Genomic DNA, 22,844 nt, shown 5'->3' on the forward strand with positions numbered 1-22,844 from the left:
CCGGGCGCCGTTGTCTCGGACAGTAGTCTGACCCACCGTTGCGGCGGTACCGGGCTGCAGGGGGCACGACGTGCCGGAAGGAGTGACGATGGCCACAGCGCGACGGGTCGCAGGGGTGGGCACGGCGGTCGTCGTGCTGCTCGGCGCGGGCTACGCGACGGCCGACGCGTACGACGTCGTGCCCGGCATCGTGACCCTCGCACCGCCCGTCGCGGACCCGTCCCCGTTCCCCACGGCGCCCGGTGCGGTCGACCCCACCGCCGTGCCGCGGGCGCTGGGCGACCTCGACCCGCAGGTGCCGCTGCCCGCCGCCGACCAGCTCCAGTCGCTGGTCGACGGCCTCGTCACCGACCCGCGCCTCGGCCCCAGCGTGGGGGTCACGGTGGTGGACCAGCTCACCGGGGAGACGCTCGCGTCGCACCAGCCCGACGCCGGCCGTGTCCCCGCCTCGACGGCCAAGATCCTCACGGGCGTCGCCGCGCTCACGGCGCTCAACCCGGACGCGACGCTGCCCACCCGGGTGGTGCGCGTCGACGACGGCGCGATCGCGCTGGTCGCCGGCGGGGACATGATGCTGGCGGCCGGTGCCGGCGACCCGGCCGCGACGGCCGGGCGCGCGGGCATGGCGGACCTCGCGGCACGCACCGCGGAGGCGCTGGCGCTGCAGGGGACGACCGGTGTGCGTCTGCTGGTGGACGACACGCTGTTCGCCGGCCCGACCGTCAGCCCCGCGTGGCACCCCGCCAACGTGAACGAGGGCTTCGTCGCCCCCGTCACCGGGCTGGCGGTCGACATCGGCCGCGTCGGCGAGGGCGAGTACGCGCCGCGCACGTCCGACCCGTCCCTGGCGGCGGCGAAGGTGCTGGCGCAGCGGCTGGGCGAGCTGGGCGTCACGGTGCAGGGCGAGCCGACGCGCACGTCGTCGACGCAGGGCGCGCCGGAGCTCGCGCGCGTCGAGTCCGCGCCCCTGGTCGACGTCGTCCACTACTTCCTGGAGACGTCCGACAACACCATCACCGAGGTCGTGTCCCGGTTCGTCGCCCTCGACGCGGGCCTGCCGGCCAGCTTCGACGGCGGCACGCAGGCGGTGCTGCGCCAGGTCGGGACCCTCGGCGTCGACGTGACGGGTGCCCGGCTGGTCGACGCGTCCGGGCTGGGCGCCGGGTCCTCCCTGGCACCGGCGCTGCTGGCCGACGTCGTGCGGCTGACCACCGACCCCGCGCACCCGCTGCTGCGCGACGTCGCCGTGGGCATGCCCGTCGCGGGGCTGTCCGGCACCCTGTCCGACCGCTTCACGCGGTCCGACGCGCGCGGGCTCGTGCGGGCCAAGACGGGGTCGCTGCCGCGCGTCACCTCCCTGGCCGGCACCGTCCTGGACACCCAGCGCCGCCAGCTCGTGTTCGTCGTCATGGCGGACCAGACGCCCGAGGGCGGGCAGTGGGCCCCCCGGCAGGCGATCGACGGCTTCGTCGGCAGCCTGGCGGCCTGCGGCTGCCGCTGACGCCACCCGCCGCGCCCCCGCCCGGTGGGCGTTACCGTGGGCGCGTGCAGCCCACCGCTCCCGGACCCGTCGACTGGAACGCGGCCGCGCGCCTGGCCGGGCGGGTCGCCGCCCCCGGGCCGGTCGCCGACCGGGGCACGCTGGTCGAGCTCGTGGCGGACCTGCGGGCGGCGGCGGGCGTCGCGGCCCGGCACGTCGTCGACGCGACCGGCATGGTGCCCGCCGACGGCCGGCACCCCAGCGAGCTCTCGCGGGTCCTGGTCGTCGACCGGCCGCGCTGGGCCGCCGCCAACGCCGAGATGTTCGCGGTCATGGCCGCACCGCTGGCCGCGCGCCGCGACGGGACCCCCGTGGCCGTGCCGGACGCGGCCCGGCTGGCTGCCGCCGCGCAGGTCGGTGGCGTGCTGGCGCTGCTGTCGGGCAAGGTCATCGGGCAGTACGACCCGTTCACCGCGACGGCCGGGCAGCCCGGGCGGCTGCTGCTGGTGGCCCCCAACGTCCTGGCGACCGAGCGTCAGCTCGGCGTGGACGGCCGCGACTTCCGCCTCTGGGTGTCGCTGCACGAGCAGACGCACGCCCTGCAGTTCGCCGCCGCGCCGTGGCTCGCCGACCACCTGCGCGCCCGGTCGGCGGAGCTGCTCGCCGACCTGGCCGACCTGGCCCCCGGTGGTGCGCCGGAGCGCGCCGGCCTGCCGCGCCTCGACGACCTGCTGAGCGCGCTGGTGCGGGCCGTGACGCACGACGACGGGGGCGTGCTGCACCTGCTGACCGAGCGGCAGCGGGAGGTGTTCGACGAGGTCGGCGCCGTCATGGCGCTGCTCGAGGGGCACGCGGACGTGATGATGGACCAGGTCGGTCCGTCCGTCGTGCCGACGGTGCGGGCGATCCGGCGGGCGTTCGAGCGGCGCCGGGACGCGTCCGCCCGCGCCACGGGCGTCGACCGCCTCCTGCGGCGGCTGCTGGGCCTCGACCTCAAGCTGGCGCAGTACCGCGACGGCGCGTCGTTCGTCCGTGCGGTGCGCGCCCGCGTGGGCGAGGACGGGCTGAACGCGGTGTGGGGCGGCCCCGACCTGCTGCCGAGCGCCACGGAGATCGGCGACCCCGCCGCGTGGGTGCGCCGCGTGCACGGATGACCTGCGCCCGTCGCCCCGTGACGCGGCCCCGTCGGCCGTGAGCGGGCCGCCGCCGCCCGTCGCCGCCGTGCGCGTCGCCGTCCGCCGCGCCCTGGCCGACGTGCCGCCGGGCCGCACGGTGCTCGTCGGCTGCTCGGGTGGTGCCGACTCGCTGGCGCTCGCCGCGGGGCTCGCGTGGGAGGCCCCGCGTGCCGGGTGGCGGGCGGGCGCGGTGGTCGTCGACCACGGGCTGCAGCCCGGGTCCGCCGACGTCGCGCACGACGCGGCGGCCGCCTGCCGTGCCCTCGGCCTGGACCCGGTGCGGGTGGTCCGCGTGGACGTCGGGACCGCCGGGGGCCCGGAGGCAGCCGCCCGGACCGCCCGCCACGCCGCGCTCGACGCGGTCGCGGACGAGCTCGACGCGGCCGCGGTGCTGCTCGGCCACACCCTCGACGACCAGGCGGAGACGGTGCTGCTGGCGCTCGCCCGCGGGTCCGGCGAGCGCGCGCTGGCCGGGATGCGGCCGGTGCGCGGGCGGCTGCGCCGCCCGCTCCTGGCGTTGCGACGGGCCGACACCGAGGCGGCGTGCGCGGCGCAGGGCCTGGTCCCGTGGCACGACCCGACCAACGGCCGGTCGGTCGCCGGGGCGGGGGTCCGGGCCGGGACGGACGTCGTCGCAGGGCCGGACCGGGTCGCCGGGGGCGTCGCCGCGCCGGGGCCGGCGGGCGACCTGCCGCTGCGCAGCCGGGTGCGCACCGAGGTGCTGCCGGTGCTCGAGGCGGTCCTCGGGCCCGGCGTCGCGCAGGCGCTCGCGCGCACGGCGGAGGCGCTCGCCGACGCGGACGAGGCGCTGGACCGGGCGGCCGCCGGGCTCCGGGAGCCCGCGTCCGTGCCCGACGCGTCCGGGGGCGTCGTGCTCGACGTGGACCCCCTCGCGGCAGCCGCCGCCGCGGTGCGGCGGCGCGTCCTGCACGACGCCGCGGTGCGCGCGGGCTGCCCGCCGGGCGCGCTCGCGCGCGTGCACGTGCTGGCAGTCGAGGCGTTGGTCACGCGGTGGCGCGGTCAGGGGCCGGTCCACCTGCCCGGTGGCCGGGTGGCGCGACGCGCGTGTGGCAGGCTCTACCTGGGCCCGCCACGGGCCGCGGACGGCGGCGCCGACGCGGCCCCGCCCACGCGGTCCGCCGAGGGGCGGACCGGCCGGCAGGGCGACCAGGACCACGAGCACGACGACCAGCACGACGACCGGGAGTGAGCGGTGGACGCGGCGGACATGGGTGACGACCTCGAGCGGGTGCTGCTGAGCGAGGAGCAGCTCCACGCGCGGCTCGACGAGATGGCGGCGCAGATCGACGCCGACTACGCGGGCGAGCCGCTGCTGCTCGTCGGTGTGCTCAAGGGTGCGGTCATGGTGATGGCGGACCTCGCGCGTCGCCTGCACGGCCAGGTCGAGATGGACTGGATGGCGGTGTCGTCGTACGGCTCGGGCACCAAGTCCTCGGGCGTCGTGCGGATCCTCAAGGACCTGGACACCGACCTCATCGGCCGGCACGTCCTGATCGTCGAGGACATCATCGACTCCGGCCTGACGCTGTCGTGGCTGCTGTCGAACCTGCGCTCGCGCGGTCCGGCGTCGGTCGAGATCGCGACGATGCTGCGCAAGCCCGACGCGGCCAAGGTCGAGGTGCCCGTGCGCTACGTCGGCTTCGACATCCCGACGGAGTTCGTCGTGGGGTACGGGCTCGACTACGCCGAGCGGTACCGCAACCTGCCGTTCGTCGGGACGCTGGCGCCGCACGTCTACCAGGACTGAGCCCGACGTCGCGGGGCGCCTGTGCCCTGGGCGAACACCACAGGGGCCGTCCAGGTCCAGCGTGTACTTTCAAGGGCAGTGTCCCTGCGAGCGGAGGATGAGGGGCCACGCCCCGATCGCCCATGAATGTCAAGCGTCTCTTCCGCGGCCCCTTCATCTGGGTCGCCCTGGCCGTCGCCATCCTGCTCACCGCGTTCGGCATGCTCCAGGTGCCGGCGGCGCAGCAGATCGACACGTCCGCCGGTCTGCAGCTGCTCGAGGACGGCAAGGTCGACCAGGCCCTGGTGACCGAGGGCACGCAGCGCGTGGACCTCACCCTCACCGAGGCCTACGACCCGGACCCCGACGAGGACGGTGACCTGGGCAAGCAGGTCTACTTCTTCTACGTGACCCCGCAGGGGGAGCAGGTCGTCGACGCGATCACCGCGGCCGACCCGCCCAACGGCTTCACCTCGAAGGTCCCGCAGCCGTCGTGGTGGGGCAGCCTGCTGACCCTCGTCCTGCCGTTCATCATCATCCTGGGCCTGTTCTGGTTCCTGATGTCGAACATGCAGGGCGGCGGCTCGAAGGTCATGAGCTTCGGCAAGTCCAAGGCGAAGCTGGTGAGCAAGGAGTCGCCGAAGGTCACGTTCGCGGACGTGGCGGGCGTCGACGAGGCGGTCGAGGAGCTGCAGGAGATCAAGGAGTTCCTCGCCGAGCCGGCCAAGTTCCAGGCCGTCGGGGCGAAGATCCCCAAGGGTGTGCTGCTCTACGGCCCGCCCGGGACCGGCAAGACGCTGCTGGCCCGCGCCGTCGCGGGCGAGGCGGGCGTGCCGTTCTACTCGATCTCCGGCTCGGACTTCGTCGAGATGTTCGTCGGTGTCGGCGCCAGCCGCGTCCGCGACCTGTTCCAGCAGGCCAAGGAGAACAGCCCGGCGATCATCTTCGTCGACGAGATCGACGCCGTCGGGCGTCACCGTGGCGCCGGCCTGGGCGGCGGGCACGACGAGCGCGAGCAGACGCTCAACCAGATGCTCGTCGAGATGGACGGGTTCGACGTCAAGACGAACGTCATCCTCATCGCGGCGACCAACCGCCCCGACATCCTCGACCCCGCGCTGCTGCGCCCGGGCCGCTTCGACCGCCAGGTCGCGGTCGAGCCGCCGGACCTCAAGGGCCGCGAGCGGATCCTCGCCGTGCACTCGCAGGGCAAGCCCATGGCGCCGGGCGTCGACCTCGCGGTCGTCGCGCGCCGCACGCCCGGCTTCAGCGGTGCCGACCTGGCGAACGTCCTGAACGAGGCCGCGCTGCTCACGGCGCGCCGGGGCGCGCAGGTCATCGACGACGAGGCGCTGGACGAGGCGATCGACCGCGTCATCGCCGGTCCGCAGAAGCGCACGCGCGTCATGAACGTCAAGGAGCTGAAGATCACGGCGTACCACGAGGGCGGTCACGCCCTGGTGGCGGCCGCCATGCGGTACACCGACCCGGTCACCAAGGTGACGATCCTGCCGCGCGGGCGCGCCCTGGGCTACACGATGGTCATGCCGATGGAGGACAAGTACTCCACGACGCGCAACGAGCTGCTCGACCAGCTCGCGTACGCGATGGGCGGGCGCGTCGCCGAGGAGCTCGTGTTCCACGACCCCACGACCGGGGCGAGCAACGACATCGAGAAGGCCACGTCCACGGCCCGCAAGATGGTCACGCAGTACGGCATGAGCGCGCGGATCGGCGCGATCAAGCTGGGCCAGGAGTCGAGCGAGATGTTCCTGGGCCGCGACGTCGGCCACCAGCGGGACTACTCGGAGGACGTGGCCGCCTCCATCGACCTCGAGGTCCGCGCGCTCATCGAGCGGGCGCACGACGAGGCGCGCGACGTCCTCGTGGAGTACCGCGACGTGCTCGACGCCCTGGTGCTGGAGCTCCTCGAGAAGGAGACCCTCAACCAGGAGCAGCTGGCCGAGATCTTCGCCCCGGTCGTCAAGCGCCCGCCGCGCGACGTGTGGCTGTCCGCCGAGGAGCGTGCGGTGTCCGACCGTGGGCCCGTCATGACGCCGGGGGAGAAGGCCGCGCTCAACGGCCACGGCGTGGTGCCGCAGGACGAGGCCGCCGCGGCCCGTCCGGAGCACCCCGCGACGGCCGTCGTCGAGCTGCCCCCGGAGGGCACGCCGGACGCGGACGGACCCCGGTGACGTGAGCGACGTGACGCCACCCGTCGTGCCGTACGACGAGGAGCGCGCGGCGCGCGCCGTGCGCGAGCTGCTGCTCGCCGTGGGGGAGGACCCCGACCGCGAGGGGCTGCGCGAGACGCCGGCGCGGGTCGCCCGCGCCTACCGCGAGATCTTCGCCGGGCTGCGGCTCGAGGCGCGCGACGTGCTCACCACGACGTTCGACCTGGGCCACGAGGAGATGGTCCTGGTGCGTGACATCGAGGTGTACTCCACCTGCGAGCACCACCTGGTGCCGTTCCACGGCGTCGCGCACGTGGGGTACATCCCCGGTGCCGACGGGCGCATCACGGGCCTGTCGAAGCTCGCGCGCCTGGTGGACGTGTACGCGCGGCGCCCGCAGGTCCAGGAGCGGCTGACGACGCAGATCGCCGACGCCCTGGTCGAGGGGCTCGACCCGAAGGGCGTGCTGGTCGTGGTCGAGTGCGAGCACCTGTGCATGTCGATGCGGGGCGTGCGCAAGCCGGGGGCGCGCACCGTCACGTCGGCCGTGCGCGGGCAGATGCGTGACGTGGCGACCCGTGCCGAGGCCATGAGCCTGGTCACGGGCCGCTGACGGGACCGACGTGGAGACGCGGCCGACGACGCACCGGGGCGACGCCGACGGGCCCCGGCTCACGGCGCTGCCGCCCGCCCTGCGGGCGCCCGACCGCACCCTGGTGATGGGCGTCGTCAACGTCACCCCCGACTCCTTCTCCGACGGCGGGCGGTGGTTCGACGCGGACGCCGCGGTCGAGCGCGGGGTGGTGCTGCTGTCGCAGGGCGCCGACCTGCTCGACGTCGGGGGCGAGTCGACGCGCCCCGGCTCGGCCCGGGTCCCGGTCGACGAGGAGCTCGCCCGTGTGCTGCCGGTGGTCGAGCGGCTGGTCGCGCACGGCGCCGCGGTGAGCGTGGACACCACGCGCGCCGTCGTCGCCGAGCGGGCCGTGGAGCGCGGTGCGGTGCTGGTCAACGACGTGTCGGGCGGTATGGCGGACCCCGCCATGGCCGCCGTCGTCGCGCGGACCGGTGCCGCGTACGTCGCGATGCACTGGCGGGGTCACGCCGACGTGATGGACGCGCACGACGCCTACGACGACGTGGTGGGCGACGTCCGCCGCGAGCTCGTGCAGCGCGTGGCCGCGCTGCACGCGGCCGGGGTGCGCGACGAGCAGCTCGTGCTGGACCCGGGCCTCGGGTTCGCGAAGACGGGCGAGAGCAACTGGCCGCTGCTGGCCCACCTGCCGGCGCTGGTGGCCGACGGCTACCCGGTCCTGGTGGGCGCCAGCCGCAAACGGTTCCTCGGGCACCTCCTGGCCGGCCCCGACGGCACGCCCGCCGCACCGGAGGCCCGTGACGACGCGACCGCGGCCGTCACGGCGCTGGCCGCCGCGGCGGGGGCCTGGGCGGTCCGGGTGCACGAGGTGGCGGCGTCCGCGGCGGCGGTGCGGGTGGCCGCACGCTGGCGGGACGCGCAGGGCGACACGACGGCACGGCACGCGACGACGGGTGCCGCACGGGAAGGAGCGCGGTGAACGTGCAGGACGACGTGCAGGACGAGGGCGGGCGCCGGCTGGACCAGATCCGGCTGACGGGCATCCGCGCCACGGGGTACCACGGGGTGTTCCCGCACGAGCGGCGTGACGGGCAGACGTTCGTCGCCGACGTCGTCGTGCACGTGGACACGCGCCGCGCCGCGGCCGGCGACGACCTGGCGCACACGGTGCACTACGGCGAGCTGGCCGAGCAGGTCGTGGCCGTGCTCACCGGGGAGCCTGCCGACCTGGTCGAGACCGTGGCCGAGCGCATCGCGGCGACCGTGCTCGCCCGCCCGGGCGTGCACGCCGTCGACGTGGCCGTGCACAAGCCCGAGGCGCCGATCACCGTGCCGTTCGACGACGTCGTGGTGTCGATCCGGCGCGACCGCAGCAAGCTCCCGGCCGCCGAGCCGTACCGCCCCGCGACCGGGCAGGTGCGCCGGTCCACCGACACCGCGTCGCAGCCGCGCACGGCGTCGCAGCCGCGCACGGCGTCGCTGCCGCTGGGGGCCGTGGCGCCGGAGCCGCTGGTGGCCCCCGCCCCGCAGCCCGCCCCCGCCCCGCAGCCCGCCCCCGCCCCGCTGTCGTCGCTCGCCGCGCACGCGGCGCCGGTGACGCCCGCATCCGGCGCCCCCGCGGTGCCCGGGCCGTCGTCACCGTCTGCGGGGTCGCCCGCGGCGGGTCTGTCGGCACCCGGCGCCTCGCGCCTCGCGCACGACGGCGGACCCGACGGCGGTGCTGTCGTCGTGGGGCCGGCGCCCACCGGTGCGGTCCCGACCGGGGTGATGCCCCTGGTGGGTGGCGCCGTCGCCGCCCCGCCCGACGCCCTGCGCCACGACGCACCCGGCCACGACGTGCCCCACCACGAGGCGCCCCGCCACGACGAGCACGACCACGGTGCGCCCCGGCAGGAGTGGCCGGACCGCGGCGCCCCCCAGCCCGGGTGGCCGGCTCCCGACCGTCACGACGGCGGCCCCGGGCCTGACCTCGGGGCCACGCAGCTGATGGCGCCCGTCACGGACGTCGTCGAGGGTGAGCTCGTGCACGACGCGCTCGACGAGCCGCCGGGTCACCCCGTGCGGACGGTGCTCGCGCTGGGGGCGAACCTGGGCCCCGCGCAGGAGACCCTGCGACGGGCGGTCGCGGACCTCGCGGCGACGCCGGGCGTCGAGGTCGTCGCCGTGTCCCCGCTGGCCCGGACCGCGGCGATCGGGCCCGAGCAGCCGGACTACCTCAACGCGGTGGTGCTGGCCCGGACCACGCTGGCCGCGCGTGACCTGCTGCGCGCCGTGCACGCGGTCGAGCACGCGCACGGTCGCGAGCGCGCCGAGCGCTGGGGCCCCCGCACCCTGGACGTCGACATCATCGTGTACGGCGACACCCTGGCCGTGACCGACGACCTCGAGCTGCCGCACCCCCGCGCCCACGAGCGCGCGTTCGTCCTCGAGCCCTGGGCGCAGGTCGACCCGGACGCGGTGCTGCCCGGGCTGGGCGGCGGACCCGTGGCACAGCTCGCCGCGACCGCCCCCGACCGCGACGGCGTCCGCTGGATGGCCCTCGACTGGCTGACGGCGCCCGTGCCGGCAGCCATCCCGGAGCCGGACGGGGCCGGGTCGGAGGGGACGCACCGACCGTGACCGCGACCCGGGTGCGCACGCTCGTCCTGCTGGCGGCCGTGGTCGCGGCCGTCACGTGGTGGGCCATGCGGATGACGGTCGGCCGCGGTGCGGCCACCCCGCCCGAGGTCCCGTGGCTCGTGGTCGGCGTGGAGCTGGTGATCGCCGGCGTCGTGCTGTCGATGGGCTGGGCGGTGCGGCAGTACCAGCGCGGCAGGCGACCGCTGCTGGACCCCGTGCGCGCGGCCCGCACCGCGGTGCTGGCCAAGGCGTCGTGCTACACCGGCGCGCTGCTGACCGGCTGGTACGGGGGGCAGGCGCTGTCCCTGCTCACCGACGCGGACGTGCCCGGCAGCACGGAGCGGGCCGCGTCCGCCGGCCTCGCCGTGGTCGGGGCGGTGGTGCTCGCGGTCGTGGGGCTCGTCGTCGAGCACTGGTGCCGCATCCCCCCGCCGGACGCCGAGGAGCCCGACGTGCGCCGCCGCACGGAGCCGGACCCGTCGGCGGGCTGAGCGGACCGCGCCCGGCCGCCCGTGCGGGAGGATGGACCCCATGACGACCACCCCGGCACCGCTGGACGCGGCGGACGACGCCGACCCGTTCGACCTGCACGACGTCGAGTGGACGGCGGTGTCGACGCGCCTGACGACCGCGCGGCTCGTGGTCCTGGGCGTGTGGGCCGTCGCGCTGCTCGTCCCGACGGTGCTGCTCGCCGCCCTGGTCGGCGTGCCGTGGCTCTGGGCGGTGCCCGCCGTCGTGGTCGTCCTGCTGGTGTGGGGAGCGCTGCTGGTGCCGCGTCAGGTCCGCGCGCTGGGCTACGCCGAACGCGCCGACGACCTGCTGGTCCGCCGGGGCATCCTGCTGCGCTCGCTCGTCGTGGTGCCCTACGGGCGCATGCAGTACGTGGACGTGACGTCCGGTCCGCTCGCCCGCCGGTTCGGCATCGCGACCGTGCAGCTGCACACCGCCGCCCCCGGCACCGACGCCACGATCCCGGGACTGCCGCCGGCCGAGGCCGCGCGCCTGCGCGACCGGCTCGCGTCCCGCGGTGAGGCCCGGCTGGCGGGGCTGTGAGCACCGCGCTGCACCCCGTGCCCGAGTCCGCGGGCGAGGAGGGGTACGACTGGCGTCGCCTGCACCCCGTGACACCGGCGCTGCGCGGGTGGAAGGCGCTGGTGGCGTTCGTCGCGATCGTCGGCTACCAGATGGCCGACGTGCTGCGGGACGTGGTCGGGGCGCTCGGTCCGGGCCGCGCGTGGCTCGTGGTGCTCGGCGCCGTCGTGCTCGTCGGCCTCGTCGGCTTCGTGTACTCCGCGCTGGCGTGGCGGGTCATGCGGTACGCCGTCACCGACACCGCCGTCCACCTGCGTACGGGTCTGCTGTTCCGTCAGCAGCGCCAGGCGCGCCTGGACCGGCTGCAGGCCGTCGACGTGGTGCAGCCGCTGCTCGCGCGGCTGCTGGGTCTCGCCCAGCTCAACCTCGAGGTCGCCGGCGGCACGGGGTCCGCCGTGCAGCTGGCCTTCCTGCGGGATGCCGAGGCGGAGTCGCTGCGCGCCCAGATCCTCGCGCTGGCCGCCGGCGTCGGGCCGACGCGGGTGGCGCCCGCCCCGGTGGGCGACCCGGAGGTCGGCGTCTCGGTCGACGGGGCGGCGGGCGCGGCGCCCGGCCTCCCGGGCGCAGCCTCCGGCCTCCCGGGCGCAGCCCCCGGCCTCCCGGGCGCGCACCCGGCCCCCGTGTACGAGGCGGCGCCCGAGCGGCAGGTGTACGAGCTGCCCATGCCGCGGCTGATCGTCTCGATCCTGCGGTCGACGCCGCCGTGGGTGCTCCTCGTGGCCTTCGTCGGGGTGGGCGTCGCCAGCATCATGGCCGGGGACGCCGGTGCGCTGTTCGTCATCGTGCCCGGGGCGATCGGTCTGGGCGGCTACGTGTGGGGCCGGCTCAACTCCGGCGCCACGTTCCGCGCGGCCGTGTCCCCCGACGGCATCCGGCTGCGGCACGGGCTGACCGAGACCCGCACCCAGACCGTGCCGCCGGGACGCGTGCAGGCGGTGCGCCTCAGCCAGGGGCCGTTCTGGCGCGGCCCCGACTGGTGGCGGGTCGAGATCAACGTGGCGGGGTACGGGGCCGAGTCGGCCACCGAGTCCGTGCTGCACCCCGTCGCCACCCGGGCGGAGGCCGCGGTCGCGCTGTGGCTCGTGCTGCCGGACCTGGGCGTCGACGACCCCAGGGCGACGCTCGACGCCGCCCTGACCGGCCGCGACGACGACGGCGGGTTCACCCCCGCCCCGTACCGCGCGCGCTGGGTCGACCCGCTGAGCCGGCGCCGGCACGGGGTCCTGGTGACCCGCACCGCCCTGGTCATGCGATCTGGCCGGTGGTGGCGCTCGGTGGTCGTCGTGCCGCACGAGCGCACGCAGAGCATCGCGCTCACCCAGGGCCCGGTGCAGCGGCGCCTGCGGCTCGCCACGTTCGTCACCCACTCGACGCCCGGACCCGTCACGCCGCAGGTCGAGCACCTCGACGAGCACGTCGCCGCGGCGCTGCTGCAGGAGCAGGCGCGCCGCGCCCGCGAGGCCCGGGCCGTCGCCGGACCCGAGCTGTGGATGCGCACGGCCGCGGCGGGCCTCGGGACGGCCGGCGACGTCGCCGGTGCGCAGCCCCCGCAGTCGCCCGTGGTCGACGCGGCACCCGCCGAGGCGGCGCCCGCCGACACGGCACCGGCCCCGACGGCACCGGCCCCGACGGCACCGGCCCCGACGGCGCCCGCCCCGGCGGCGCCCGCCCCGACGGCGCCCGCCCCGGCGGCGCCCGCCCCGGCGGCGCCCGCCCCGGCGGCGCCCGCCCCGACGGCGCCCGCCCCGACGGTCGTGGCGCCGGTCCGCCCCACGTCGGCCGGGCCCGTCCCCGACGACGGAGGCCGCCCGTGACCGCCGACCCGGCGTCGCGCCCCGGCCGCCTGGGTGTGGGCGTGGTGGGCGCCGGGCGGGTGGGCGCTGTCCTGGGCAGCGCGCTGCGCGGTGCGGGCCACCCCGTCGTCGGGGTCTCGGCGGTGTCGGAGGCGTCGCGCGAGCGTGCCGCGATGCTGCTGCCGGGCGTCCCGGTGCTGGACGTGCCCGAGGTGGTGCGCCGCGCCGAGCTCGTGCTGCTCGCCGTGCCGGACGACGCGCTCGCGCCGCTGGTCCAGGGCCTGGCGGACACGGGTGCGTGGCAGGCCGGGCAGATCGCCGTGCACACGTCCGGCCGCTTCGGCACGGCGGTGCTCGCGTCCGCCCGTGCCGCCGGGGTGATCCCGCTGGCCCTGCACCCCGCGATGACCTTCACGGGGACGTCCCTCGACCTGGCCCGTCTGGCGGGCTGCGCGTTCGCGGTGACCGCACCCGGGCCCGTGCTGCCGATCGGCCAGGCGCTCGTCGTCGAGATCGGCGGCGAGCCGGTCGTCGTCGACGAGGACCGGCGCCCGCTCTACCACGCCGGCCTCGCGCACGGGGCGAACCACCTGGTGGTGCTGGTGGCCCAGGCGGCCCAGGTGCTGCGGGCGGCGGGCGTGGCGGAGCCCGGCCGCGTGCTGCGGCCCCTGCTGGAGGCGACGCTCGACGGGGCCCTGCGGGCGGAGGACACCGCGGGTGACGCCGGTCCGGGCGCGGTGAGCGCGCTCACCGGCCCGGTGCGGCGCGGGGACGCCGGCACGGTGGCCGACCACGTCGCGGTGCTCGCCGAGCTTGGTACCACCAGCGGTGCGGTGGACGTGCTGGCGGGTTACGGTGCGCTGTCGCGGGCCGCGGCGGCGCGGGCGCTCGGCGCCGGGCTGGTCGGCCCCGACGCCGCGCAGCGCGTGCTCGACGCGCTCGCGGGCATCATCCCGGCGCCTCCGGCGTTGCAGGAGGACGACCACGGAGCACCGCCCCCGGGACACCCCCGCGCGGCAGGACCGGACGACGACGGCGGCACCCCGCCGCAGGAGGACGCATGAGCACCACCCACCCCGCGCTGGTGCGCGACCGCGACGGCCTCGCCGCGGCGCTGGCCGCGCAGGACGCCGCCACGCTGCCGCGGCCCGGGTCGGACACCGGCCGGCGCCGTTACCGGCGCGCCGTGGTCATGACCATGGGGGCGCTGCACGAGGGGCACCTGGCGCTCGTCGAGCACGCCCGCTCGCTGGCGGAGGTCGTCGTGGTGACGATCTTCGTCAACCCGCTGCAGTTCGGCCCCACGGAGGACCTGGCGCGGTACCCGCGCGACCTGGAGCGGGACCTGCGGCTGCTGTCGGGCCCGGGCCTGCTGCGCCCGCAGGACGTGGTGTTCGCCCCGACGGTCGACGTCGTCTACCCGGACGGGGACCCGACGGTCCGCGTGACCGCCGGGCGCGTCGGCGACGTCCTCGAGGGCGCCTCGCGCCCCGGCCACCTCGACGGTGTGCTCACGGTCGTGCTCAAGCTGATGCACCTGACCCAGCCGGACGTGGCCGTCTTCGGCCAGAAGGACGCACAGCAGGTGGTCGCGGTGCGGCGGATGGTCGAGGACCTCGACGTGCCGGTCGTCATCGCCGTGCACCCCACGGTGCGCGAGGCCGACGGGCTGGCCCGCTCGAGCCGCAACGCGTACCTCGCGGCCGCCGAGCGCGAGCGCGCCCTGGCGCTGTCCGCGGCGCTGGCAGCCGGGCGTCGCGCCGCGGACGGCGGGCAGGCCCCCGACGCGGTCGTCGCGGCCGCTCGTGCCGTGCTCGACGAGCGGTTGTCCGACGACGACGACGTGGACTACGTGGCGCTCGTCGACGCCGCGACGTTCGCGCCGGCCGACGCCCGCACCGACGACGCGCTGCTCCTGCTGGCCGCGCGGGTGGGGGGCACCCGGCTGATCGACAACGCGCCGCTGACGCTGCGCACCGGCATGGCCGGCGCGGGCCGGGGCCCCGACGCGGCGGGCCGCTCGACGGGGGGTGCCGCGTGACCACGCTGCAGCGCACGATGATGACCGGCAAGGTGCACCGCGCCACGGTCACGGCCGCCGACCTGCACTACGTCGGCTCCATCACCATCGACGCGGACCTGCTCGCGGCGGCGGACGTCCTGCCCGGTCAGCAGGTCGACGTCGTCGACGTGACGAACGGCGCGCGCCTGACCACCTACGCGATCGCGGGCGAGCCCGGGGGCGGGCAGGTCTGCGTCAACGGCGCCGCCGCCCACCTGGTCCACCCCGGCGACGTCGTCATCGTCATCGCCTACGGCACGATGTCCGACGCCGAGGCGCGCACGTACACCCCGCACGTCGTCCTCGTCGACGCGGACAACCGCATCGTCGACACGGGCGACGACCCGGGGCAGGTGCCGGACGAGTGGACGGCGCAGACGGGTCTGGTCGCGTCGGGCCTGCCGCTGGCGCGCGGCCGGGAGGCGGTCGACGGCGCGGTGGGCTGACCGTGCCGCGCTAGTGTCCGCTGCGTGCCCGTGCTGCCCGACCTGCCGTCCGTCCGCCTCGCCACGCGCCTCGCGGCGCCGGAGCCGGGGTGGACGGTGCACGCCGACGCGGTGGTGGTCGGCTCGGGCATCGCGGGTCTGACGGCCGCGCTCGAGCTGCGCACCCGCGTGCGGCGGGTCCTGCTGGTCACCAAGGGCGTGCTGTCGTCCGGCTCGACGGTGTGGGCGCAGGGCGGGATCGCCGCGGCGCTGGACCCCGGCGACTCCCCGGCGGCGCACCTGCAGGACACCCTCGTGGCGGGCGTCGGGCTGTGCGACCCCCGCGCCGTCGAGACCCTGGTGACCGAGGGGCCGCGGCGGGTGCGCGAGCTGGTGGCCCGTGGCGCGGTGTTCGACACCACGCCCGACGGCCTGCTGAGCCTCACACGCGAGGGCGGTCACCTCACGGACCGGATCGCGCACGCGGGCGGGGACGCCACGGGTGCGGAGATCTCCCGTGCGCTGGTCGCGCAGATCGAGGCGGTCCGCGACGACCCGGGCATCGAGGTCGTGGAGCACGCGCTGGTGCTGGACGTCCTCACCGGGCCGCCGGGGCCCGACGGCTCGCCCGGGGCGGTGGCGGGGGTGACGCTGCACGTCATCGGCGAGGGGTCGCGCGACGGTGTCGGTGCGGCGCTGGCACCCGCGGTGGTGCTCGCCACGGGTGGGATCGGTCAGGTGTACCGCTCGTCCACCAACCCGGCGCAGGCGACCGGGGACGGGATCGCCGCGGCGCTGCGTGCGGGCGCGCTGCTGGGCGACCTGGAGTTCGTGCAGTTCCACCCCACGGTGCTGTGGCTGGGCACGGGCGTGAAGGGGCAGCTGACGCTCGTGAGCGAGGCCGTGCGGGGGGAGGGGGCCCTGCTGCTGGACACCGACGGCGTGCGGTTCATGCCGGACGTGCACCCGCTGGCGGAGCTGGCGCCGCGGGACGTCGTCGCGCACGCGATCGTGCGGCGGCTGGCGGCGACGGGGTCGGACCACGTGTGGCTCGACGCCCGGCACCTGGGCGCGGACTTCCTGCGGCGGCGGTTCCCGACGATCCACGAGCGGCTGGCGGAGCACGGCATCGACCCGGCGACGGACCTCGTGCCGGTCGCACCGGCGCAGCACTACCACTCGGGCGGTGTGGTGACCGACCTCGACGGGCGGTCCTCCCTGGCCGGGCTGTACGCGGTGGGGGAGGTGGCGTGCACGGGCGTGCACGGGGCCAACCGGCTGGCGTCGAACTCGCTGCTGGAGGGTCTGGTGTTCGCGCACCGCGCCGCGCGGGACGTCGCGGCGCGCGTCGAGGGCGGGTTCCTGCCGCGGGTCGAGCCGTGCGTGCGGCCGGGCGCCGACGCCCTGGTCGCGGCGGCGTCGCGGGCCCGGGTGCAGCGTGCGGCCACGGACGGCCCCGGGGTGCTGCGCTCGGCGGACGGCCTGCGCCGTGCGCTCGGCGCGCTGGCGGCGATCCCGGCGGACGCCCAGCAGCGGCGTGACGACGGCCGGCCCCTGGGCGAGCCGCAGCTCGCGGAGTGGGAGACGACGAACGTGCACCAGGTCGCCACCGTGCTGGCGCTCGCGGCGCTGGCGCGCGAGGAGTCCCGCGGCGGGCACGCGCGGAGCGACTTCCCGCTCACCAAGGAGGAGTGGCGCGTGCGCGTCGGGGTGAGATCGGGACCGGACGGATCGGTCGAGATCGGGCCCCGCCCGGTCGGATAGTCCGATGAGCACGTTCCCAGGGCCGAAACTTTCTCCAGACGTCGGACGACTTGCCTGCATCTGAACGGGTGACCAGGTCTGCCGCTTTCCCGCAGGGATCCCTAGGTTCAGGGGTCCGGCCCCGTACGCGCGGGGTGCTGTGCTGCGCAAGGGAGCGACGATGCACGTCAAGAGGCGCCGTAAGGTGCACGAAAGTATCGGTGTGACGGCCGCTGTCGTGGCCCTGGTCGCAGCACCGATGGTCGGGACGACGCTGTCGTCCGCGACGGCTGCGGGCCCGGTCACGGTCCTGTCCCTCGACTTCGAGGACGGGACGTCGAGCGGCTGGGCGCAGAACGGCAACCCGACCCTCAGCTACCCGACCGACACCGTCCTCCAGGTCGCGAACCGTGTCGAGGACTGGGACGGGCTGACGTCGCCGGCCATCGCCGTCGAGGAGGGTGTGACCTACACCTTCAGCGCCCGCGCGAAGCTCGCCGACGGGACCGTCGGCACGACGTCCGCGCGGTTCCAGACCGGCGCGCCGGCCTACGACTGGATCGGCAACACCGGCGGCATCACGGCCGCGGGCTGGACGTTGATCAGCGGCACCTGGACCGCCCCCGCGACCCGGAACGAGACCATCACGTTCAGCGCGTCCGACCTCGACGGGTCCTCGGCCGCGTACACGTACCTCGTCGACGACCTGCTCGTCACGCGACCCGGCACCGACCCGGCGACGCCCGTCACGGTCGCCGCCGCCGACTTCCAGACCGAGGGCCGCGGTGGCTGGACGCAGAGCGGCAACGCGACGCTGAGCGACGTCACCCTCGGCCGCCACCTGCGGGTGGCCGACCGCGCCAACGACTACGACGGCATCAAGTCGCCCGTCACGAACTTCGAGGCCGGTGTCGAGTACACCGTCTCGGCCCGCGCGCGGCTCGCGGCCGGCACGCCCGGCACGGCCGACCTGCGGTTCGTCACCGACCCGGGCTACACGTGGATCGGCAACACGACCGTCGACGCGACGGGGTGGAAGACCGTCACCGGCACCTTCACGCCCACCGAGGACACCTCGCGTGCGCTGTTCATCGGCACCGGTGCCCTGAGCACCGGTGGCCTGTACGCCTACGAGGTCGACGACATCCGCGTCACGCGTCCGGCCCCCGTGGGCACGCCGACGCCGACGCCGACGCCGACCGCGACCACGGTCGCCGCCGCGAGCTTCGACGACGGCACCCTGGGCGACCTGCGGCAGAGCGGCACGCCGTCGCTCGCGTACGTCACCGAGGGCGAGGGCAAGGCCCTGAGCGTGACCGGCCGCGACCAGACCTGGTTCACCGCCGAGTCCGCGACCGGCATCTTCGAGGCGGGCGTCGAGTACACCTTCAGCGCGCGCATGCGGCTGCTCGAGGAGCACGCCGGCGCGATGGGGCGCTTCACGATGTACGACGGCGCCTACACGCCCGTCGGCCCCGTGGCCCTGAGCAGCACCGCGTGGGCGACCGTCACCGGGACCTACACCCTCCCGGCCGGCGTCGACGCGAGCACCGTCAAGTTCGTCCTCGAGGCGGGCACGTGGGAGGGCTCGACCCCCGGCTTCCTCGTCGACGACGTCCTGGTCACCGGCGCCACGAGCGGCACGGGCCCGGTCGACCCGGGGACGCCCCCCGCCCCCGTCACGGTCCTGAGCTCGGACTTCGAGTCCGGTGTGACGCCGTGGGTGGCCCGCAACGCCACCGTCGCGCGCACCACGACGGACGCGCACACCGGCACGGGCGCCATGCTCGTGTCGGGCCGGACGCAGAACTGGCACGGCGCGCAGACGCCGGTCAACCCGATCTTCGCCCCCGGCGGCACCTACACCATCTCGGCGTGGGTCCGGCTGGCCCCGGGCGAGGCGGACACGACCGTGAAGATGACGGTCGCCGAGCTGCCCGAGGCGTGGAACGAGGCCGCCCCGGCGGTCCCCGTGACCGACGACGCCTGGGTCCAGCTCACCGGCACGTACACGCGTGCCGCGGGCGTCACCGGCGGTGACCTCTACTTCGAGGCCGCCGGCGTCACGACGAGCTTCCTCGTCGACGACGTCACCATCGTCGGTCCGCCGGTCGCCACCGGCCCCGGCGACGGCTGGGTCCCGGACCTCGAGGGCTTCGTCCCCGGCGGTGCGGTCAACCCGACCACCACGCCCGTCACCACCGCCCGCACGGTCGAGGGCGCGTCGAACACCGCCGCGCTGACGTTCGACGACGGCCCCAACGGTGCCGACACGGCCGCGCTGCTGGACTTCCTGGCGGCGAACGACCTGGTCGCGACGTTCTGCGTCATCGGCCAGAACGTCACGGCCCCCGGTGGTGCCGCGACGCTCCAGCGGATCGTGGCCGAGGGGCACACGCTGTGCAACCACGGCACGTCGTACGCGGACATGGGCGGCATGACCAAGGCGCAGGTCGAGACCGACCTCAAGGCGAACCTCACGATCATCCGCAACGCGCTCGGTGACCCGGACGCGCCCGTCCCGTACTTCCGGGCGCCCAACGGCAGCTGGGGCCAGACGGCCGCCGTGGCCGTCGCGCTCGGCATGCAGCCGCTCGGCGTGACCAACACGATCTCCGACTGGGAGTCCCTGGACGAGGCGACGCTGACCACGAACCTGCGGGCAGCCATGAAGAACGGCGAGATCGTCCTCGTGCACGACGGCGGCGGCAACCGTGCCGCGTCCGTCGCCGCGACGCGGACCGTCGTCACCGAGCGGCTCGCCGCCGGCTGGGCGTTCACGCTGCCCACGGGCGGTGCGGACGGCTCGTACGTCCCGTCGGGCAGCATCGACGCCGACTTCGAGGACAACACCCTGCAGGGGTGGACGGGCCGCGACGCCGGCAACGGCGCGCCGACCGTCGAGGTCGTCGCACCGGGTCGTGCCTCGCAGTACGCGGCACGGATCTCGAACCGCGACGGTCAGGGCGAGGGTCTGCAGCACAGCGTGGCGGGCATCTTCGAGTCCGGCGCGACGTACGACTTCTCGGCGTGGATCAAGTTCGAGGGCACCCCGGGTGACGTCACCCTGAGCGCCCACGTCGACGGGTCGTACCCGAACCTGGTGCAGCTGCCGGGCATGGCGAACGACTGGGTGCAGGTCTCCGGCACGTTCGCGATGCCGCCCTACACGACGGCGGCGGAGGTCTACTTCGAGACGGCGTGGGCGCAGGGCGCGGCAGGCAACACCTCCACGTTCCTCGTCGACGACATCACGTTCACCAAGCGGCCCGACCCGGTGATCCAGACCGACCTGGCGTCGCTGTACGAGTCGGTGAACGTGCCGCTCGGTGTGGCGATCGACTCGCGCGAGACGCAGCGTTCGGCGGCGACCCTGCTGAACAAGCACTTCGAGCAGGTCACGGCCGAGAACTCCATGAAGCCGGAGAACTGGTACAACGGCCGCACGTTCGCCCCCAACGCGGACACGCGGGCGGTCATGGACCACGCCGTCGCCAACGACCTGCGGGTGTACGGGCACGTGCTCGTGTGGCACGCGCAGACGCCGGCCTGGTTCTTCCAGGACGACGCGGGCGTGGCCCTGCCGGTCAACGACGCGAGCGCGGTGATCGTCCGTCAGCGGATGGAGGACCACATCGAGAACGTCGCCCGCTGGATCGCCGAGGAGTACGGCGACTTCGGCTCGCCGACCAACCCGGTCGTCGGCTGGGACGTCGTCAACGAGGTCATCTCCGACCAGGACCCGGACGACGGCATGCGTCGCAGCGACTGGTACAAGTACCTCGGCGAGGAGTTCGTCGACAGCGCGTTCGAGTACGCCGACCAGTACGTCAACGGCGTGTACCTCGCGCCCGGTGCGGACCGGATCCCGCTCTTCATCAACGACTACAACTCCGAGCTGAAGAGCAAGCAGGACCGGTACTACGCGCTGGTCCAGCGGCTCCTCGAGCGTGACGTCCCGATCGACGGCGTGGGCCACCAGTTCCACGTCTCGCTGTCGGTGCCGGTCTCGTTCCTCGAGGGCGCCCTGGAGCGGTTCTCCGGCCTGGGGCTGCTGCAGGCGGTCACGGAGTTCGACGTCACCACGGGCTCCCCGGCGACGGAGGCCCTGTTCATCGAGCAGGGCTACTACTACCGGGACGCGTTCGAGGCCTTCCACCGGTACGAGGACCAGATGTTCTCGATCACCGTGTGGGGCCTGTACGACACCCGGTCGTGGCGGAACTCCAGCGGTGGGCCGCTCGTCTTCGACGAGGGCATGCAGGCGAAGCCGGCCTACTACGGCATCGTCGGCAGCGACCTGCCGGCGCGGATCCGCACGGCCGCCTCGTTCGCCGGGGACGTGGCGCTCGACGCCGACGCCGCCGCCGACGTCGCGTGGCAGCAGCTCCCGCTGCACGACGTGGACGGGCAGGTCGGCTTCCAGACCCGCTGGGCGCCGGACCACCTGACGGTGTACGCCGCCGTGAAGGACGCCTACGACACCCTCGAGGTGCAGGTCGGTGACGAGACCTACGCGTTCTCGCGCACCGGCTCGGGTGACGTCGAGGGCGTCGTGTCCGACACCGCCGACGGGTGGGCCGCCGTGGTCCACGTGCCGGTGGCTGCCGAGCTGGGCGACGTCCTGCAGGTCGACGTCCGGGTCGTCGACGGTGACACGGTGGTCGGCTGGAACACGCCCGGTCACCTGGGCGAGCTCTCGCTGGTCGACCCGCTGTCCACGGTCGAGGTCGTGAAGACCGCGACCGAGCCGACGGTCGACGGCGAGGTGGACCCGCAGTGGCAGGACGCGGCCACGGTCTCCACGGGCAAGCAGGTCGACGGCGCACCCGGTGCGACCGCCACCGTCCGGACCCTGTGGAGGGGCAGGACGCTGTTCGTCCTGGCCGACGTCGTGGACGCCACACCGGACACCTCCGCCACGGCGGCCCACGAGAAGGACTCGTTCGAGATCTTCCTCGACGCGGGGAACTTCAAGAACCCGACCTTCCGGTACGACGACCTGCACGTGCGGGTCGACGCAGCGGGCGGGGTCACCATCGGTCAGGGTGACCAGGGGTTCCACATGGCCCGGGTCCAGGCCGAGGTCGTCACGACGGCCACCGGCTACCGTGTGGAGGCGGCCGTCGACATGCTCGACCAGTACGTCGGCCTCGGCACGTTCCACGGCCTGGACTTCCAGGTCAACGACGCGACCGACGGCGCGCGCACCTCGGTGCGCACGTGGGCGGACCCGACCGGTCTGGGCTTCCAGTCGCCGCAGCGCTGGGGCGTGGCACAGCTCGTGTCGTCGCTCACGCCGCCGGTCGACGGCGTCGAGCCGTCGCTGTCCCTCTCGCTCCCGGCCGTGAAGGCTGGCGGCGCTGTGACGGTGGACCTCGCCGGGTTCACGCCCGGTGACACGGTGACGATCGCGCTCGGCGCGGGCGTCACGGCCACGGGTGGCGCCGGTGGTGTCGGTGCCGCGGTCGCGGCACCGGCGGGCACCACGGTGCTGGGCTCGGTCGTCGTGGCCGGCAACGGCGCGGCGTCGCTCACGGTCACCATCCCGGCGACGCTCGCGGCGGGCACGTACCGCATCGTGGCGGCCGTCGGCGGCGACGTCCTCGCGGAGGGCGCGCTGACCGTCCTCGCGGCGGACGCGGCGGCAGGCCCGGGTGGTGCGGCGACGCCGCCGGCCCGTGGCGGCAGCCTCGCCACCACGGGTGCGGGCCTGGGACTGGGCCTGCTGGGTCTCCTGGTGCTGCTGACGGGCGCGTTCCTGCTCGTCGTGCGTCGCCGGGGCCACCTCGCCTCCGAGGTGGGCCGCACGCTGCGTCGCTGACGCAGCGCGTCCCGGGGGCCCTCCCACCCCCGGGACGCACCCGACGGAGCCCCACCGGCAGGTACCCCCCTGCTCGCCGGTGGGGCTTCGTCGTGCGCGCCGGCACCGCGCCCCCGAC

The 22,844-nt window shown here is 75.6% G+C and carries 16 protein-coding genes; all 16 read left to right on the forward strand.

Annotated elements, in window-relative coordinates; genetic code table 11:
* The first annotated feature begins 88 nt into the window (after positions 1 to 88).
* Positions 89 to 1,501, forward strand: coding sequence for a D-alanyl-D-alanine carboxypeptidase/D-alanyl-D-alanine endopeptidase (gene dacB, locus BMZ16_RS11110; protein ID WP_089801055.1), 1,413 nt, complete (start codon positions 89 to 91; stop codon positions 1,499 to 1,501).
* Between the two features lie 44 nt (positions 1,502 to 1,545).
* Positions 1,546 to 2,634 carry a zinc-dependent metalloprotease gene (locus BMZ16_RS11115; protein ID WP_089800442.1) on the forward strand — a complete coding sequence of 363 codons (1,089 nt, stop codon included), beginning with the start codon at positions 1,546 to 1,548 and terminating at the stop codon, positions 2,632 to 2,634.
* A 37-nt stretch (positions 2,635 to 2,671) separates the two neighbouring features.
* Entirely contained in the window at positions 2,672 to 3,865 is a 1,194-nt protein-coding gene (gene tilS, locus BMZ16_RS11120) for a tRNA lysidine(34) synthetase TilS (protein WP_089800444.1), read from the forward strand.
* A gap of 3 nt (positions 3,866 to 3,868) precedes the next feature.
* Positions 3,869 to 4,423, forward strand: a complete 555-nt coding sequence (hpt, locus tag BMZ16_RS11125; protein ID WP_089800446.1) for a hypoxanthine phosphoribosyltransferase — start codon at positions 3,869 to 3,871, stop codon at positions 4,421 to 4,423.
* Between the two features lie 122 nt (positions 4,424 to 4,545).
* The gene (ftsH, locus tag BMZ16_RS11130; RefSeq protein WP_089800448.1) at positions 4,546 to 6,597 is read left to right on the forward strand and encodes an ATP-dependent zinc metalloprotease FtsH; all 2,052 of its coding nucleotides are present in this window, start codon (positions 4,546 to 4,548) and stop codon (positions 6,595 to 6,597) included.
* A 1-nt stretch (position 6,598) separates the two neighbouring features.
* The gene (gene folE, locus BMZ16_RS11135; RefSeq protein WP_089800449.1) at positions 6,599 to 7,189 is read left to right on the forward strand and encodes a GTP cyclohydrolase I FolE; all 591 of its coding nucleotides are present in this window, start codon (positions 6,599 to 6,601) and stop codon (positions 7,187 to 7,189) included.
* 106 nt (positions 7,190 to 7,295) lie between these two features.
* Complete coding sequence (gene folP, locus BMZ16_RS11140) at positions 7,296 to 8,147, forward strand: dihydropteroate synthase (protein WP_089801058.1); 852 nt, start codon at positions 7,296 to 7,298, stop codon at positions 8,145 to 8,147.
* Positions 8,144 to 9,787 carry a 2-amino-4-hydroxy-6-hydroxymethyldihydropteridine diphosphokinase gene (folK, locus tag BMZ16_RS11145; protein WP_089800451.1) on the forward strand — a complete coding sequence of 548 codons (1,644 nt, stop codon included), beginning with the start codon at positions 8,144 to 8,146 and terminating at the stop codon, positions 9,785 to 9,787. Before folP ends, folK begins: the two co-directional genes overlap by 4 nt.
* Complete coding sequence (locus BMZ16_RS11150; protein WP_089800453.1) at positions 9,784 to 10,278, forward strand: DUF3180 domain-containing protein; 495 nt, start codon at positions 9,784 to 9,786, stop codon at positions 10,276 to 10,278. Before folK ends, BMZ16_RS11150 begins: the two co-directional genes overlap by 4 nt.
* A gap of 40 nt (positions 10,279 to 10,318) precedes the next feature.
* Positions 10,319 to 10,840 (forward strand): PH domain-containing protein, encoded by a 522-nt coding sequence (locus BMZ16_RS11155; protein WP_089800454.1) that lies wholly within the window; start codon positions 10,319 to 10,321, stop codon positions 10,838 to 10,840.
* Positions 10,837 to 12,693: a PH domain-containing protein gene (locus BMZ16_RS11160; protein ID WP_089800456.1), complete on the forward strand. Its 1,857-nt coding sequence runs from the start codon at positions 10,837 to 10,839 to the stop codon at positions 12,691 to 12,693. Before BMZ16_RS11155 ends, BMZ16_RS11160 begins: the two co-directional genes overlap by 4 nt.
* Positions 12,690 to 13,736 (forward strand): Rossmann-like and DUF2520 domain-containing protein, encoded by a 1,047-nt coding sequence (locus tag BMZ16_RS11165; RefSeq protein ID WP_089800458.1) that lies wholly within the window; start codon positions 12,690 to 12,692, stop codon positions 13,734 to 13,736. The genes BMZ16_RS11160 and BMZ16_RS11165 overlap by 4 nt, the downstream gene beginning before the upstream one ends.
* Positions 13,733 to 14,713 (forward strand): pantoate--beta-alanine ligase, encoded by a 981-nt coding sequence (gene panC / locus BMZ16_RS11170; RefSeq protein WP_089800459.1) that lies wholly within the window; start codon positions 13,733 to 13,735, stop codon positions 14,711 to 14,713. Before BMZ16_RS11165 ends, panC begins: the two co-directional genes overlap by 4 nt.
* On the forward strand, positions 14,710 to 15,180 hold the full coding sequence (gene panD / locus BMZ16_RS11175; RefSeq protein WP_089800461.1) for an aspartate 1-decarboxylase: 471 nt from the start codon (positions 14,710 to 14,712) through the stop codon (positions 15,178 to 15,180). Before panC ends, panD begins: the two co-directional genes overlap by 4 nt.
* 24 nt (positions 15,181 to 15,204) lie before the next feature.
* Positions 15,205 to 16,923, forward strand: coding sequence for an L-aspartate oxidase (locus BMZ16_RS11180; RefSeq protein WP_089800463.1), 1,719 nt, complete (start codon positions 15,205 to 15,207; stop codon positions 16,921 to 16,923).
* A gap of 202 nt (positions 16,924 to 17,125) precedes the next feature.
* On the forward strand, positions 17,126 to 22,726 hold the full coding sequence (locus BMZ16_RS11185) for an endo-1,4-beta-xylanase (RefSeq protein ID WP_177199667.1): 5,601 nt from the start codon (positions 17,126 to 17,128) through the stop codon (positions 22,724 to 22,726).
* Positions 22,727 to 22,844 lie beyond the last annotated feature (118 nt).

Origin of the sequence: Cellulomonas sp. KH9 (assembly GCF_900114185.1) — a bacterium.
Classification (GTDB): Bacteria; Actinomycetota; Actinomycetes; order Actinomycetales; family Cellulomonadaceae; genus Cellulomonas.

Coding starts and splice junctions, on each gene's coding strand:
- ftsH (WP_089800448.1), top strand. CDS start 4,546: ATGAATGTCAAGCGTCTCTTCCGCGGCCCCTTCATCTGGGTCGCCCTG.
- folP (WP_089801058.1), top strand. CDS start 7,296: ATGGGCGTCGTCAACGTCACCCCCGACTCCTTCTCCGACGGCGGGCGG.
- BMZ16_RS11155 (WP_089800454.1), top strand. CDS start 10,319: ATGACGACCACCCCGGCACCGCTGGACGCGGCGGACGACGCCGACCCG.
- dacB (WP_089801055.1), top strand. CDS start 89: ATGGCCACAGCGCGACGGGTCGCAGGGGTGGGCACGGCGGTCGTCGTG.
- panC (WP_089800459.1), top strand. CDS start 13,733: ATGAGCACCACCCACCCCGCGCTGGTGCGCGACCGCGACGGCCTCGCC.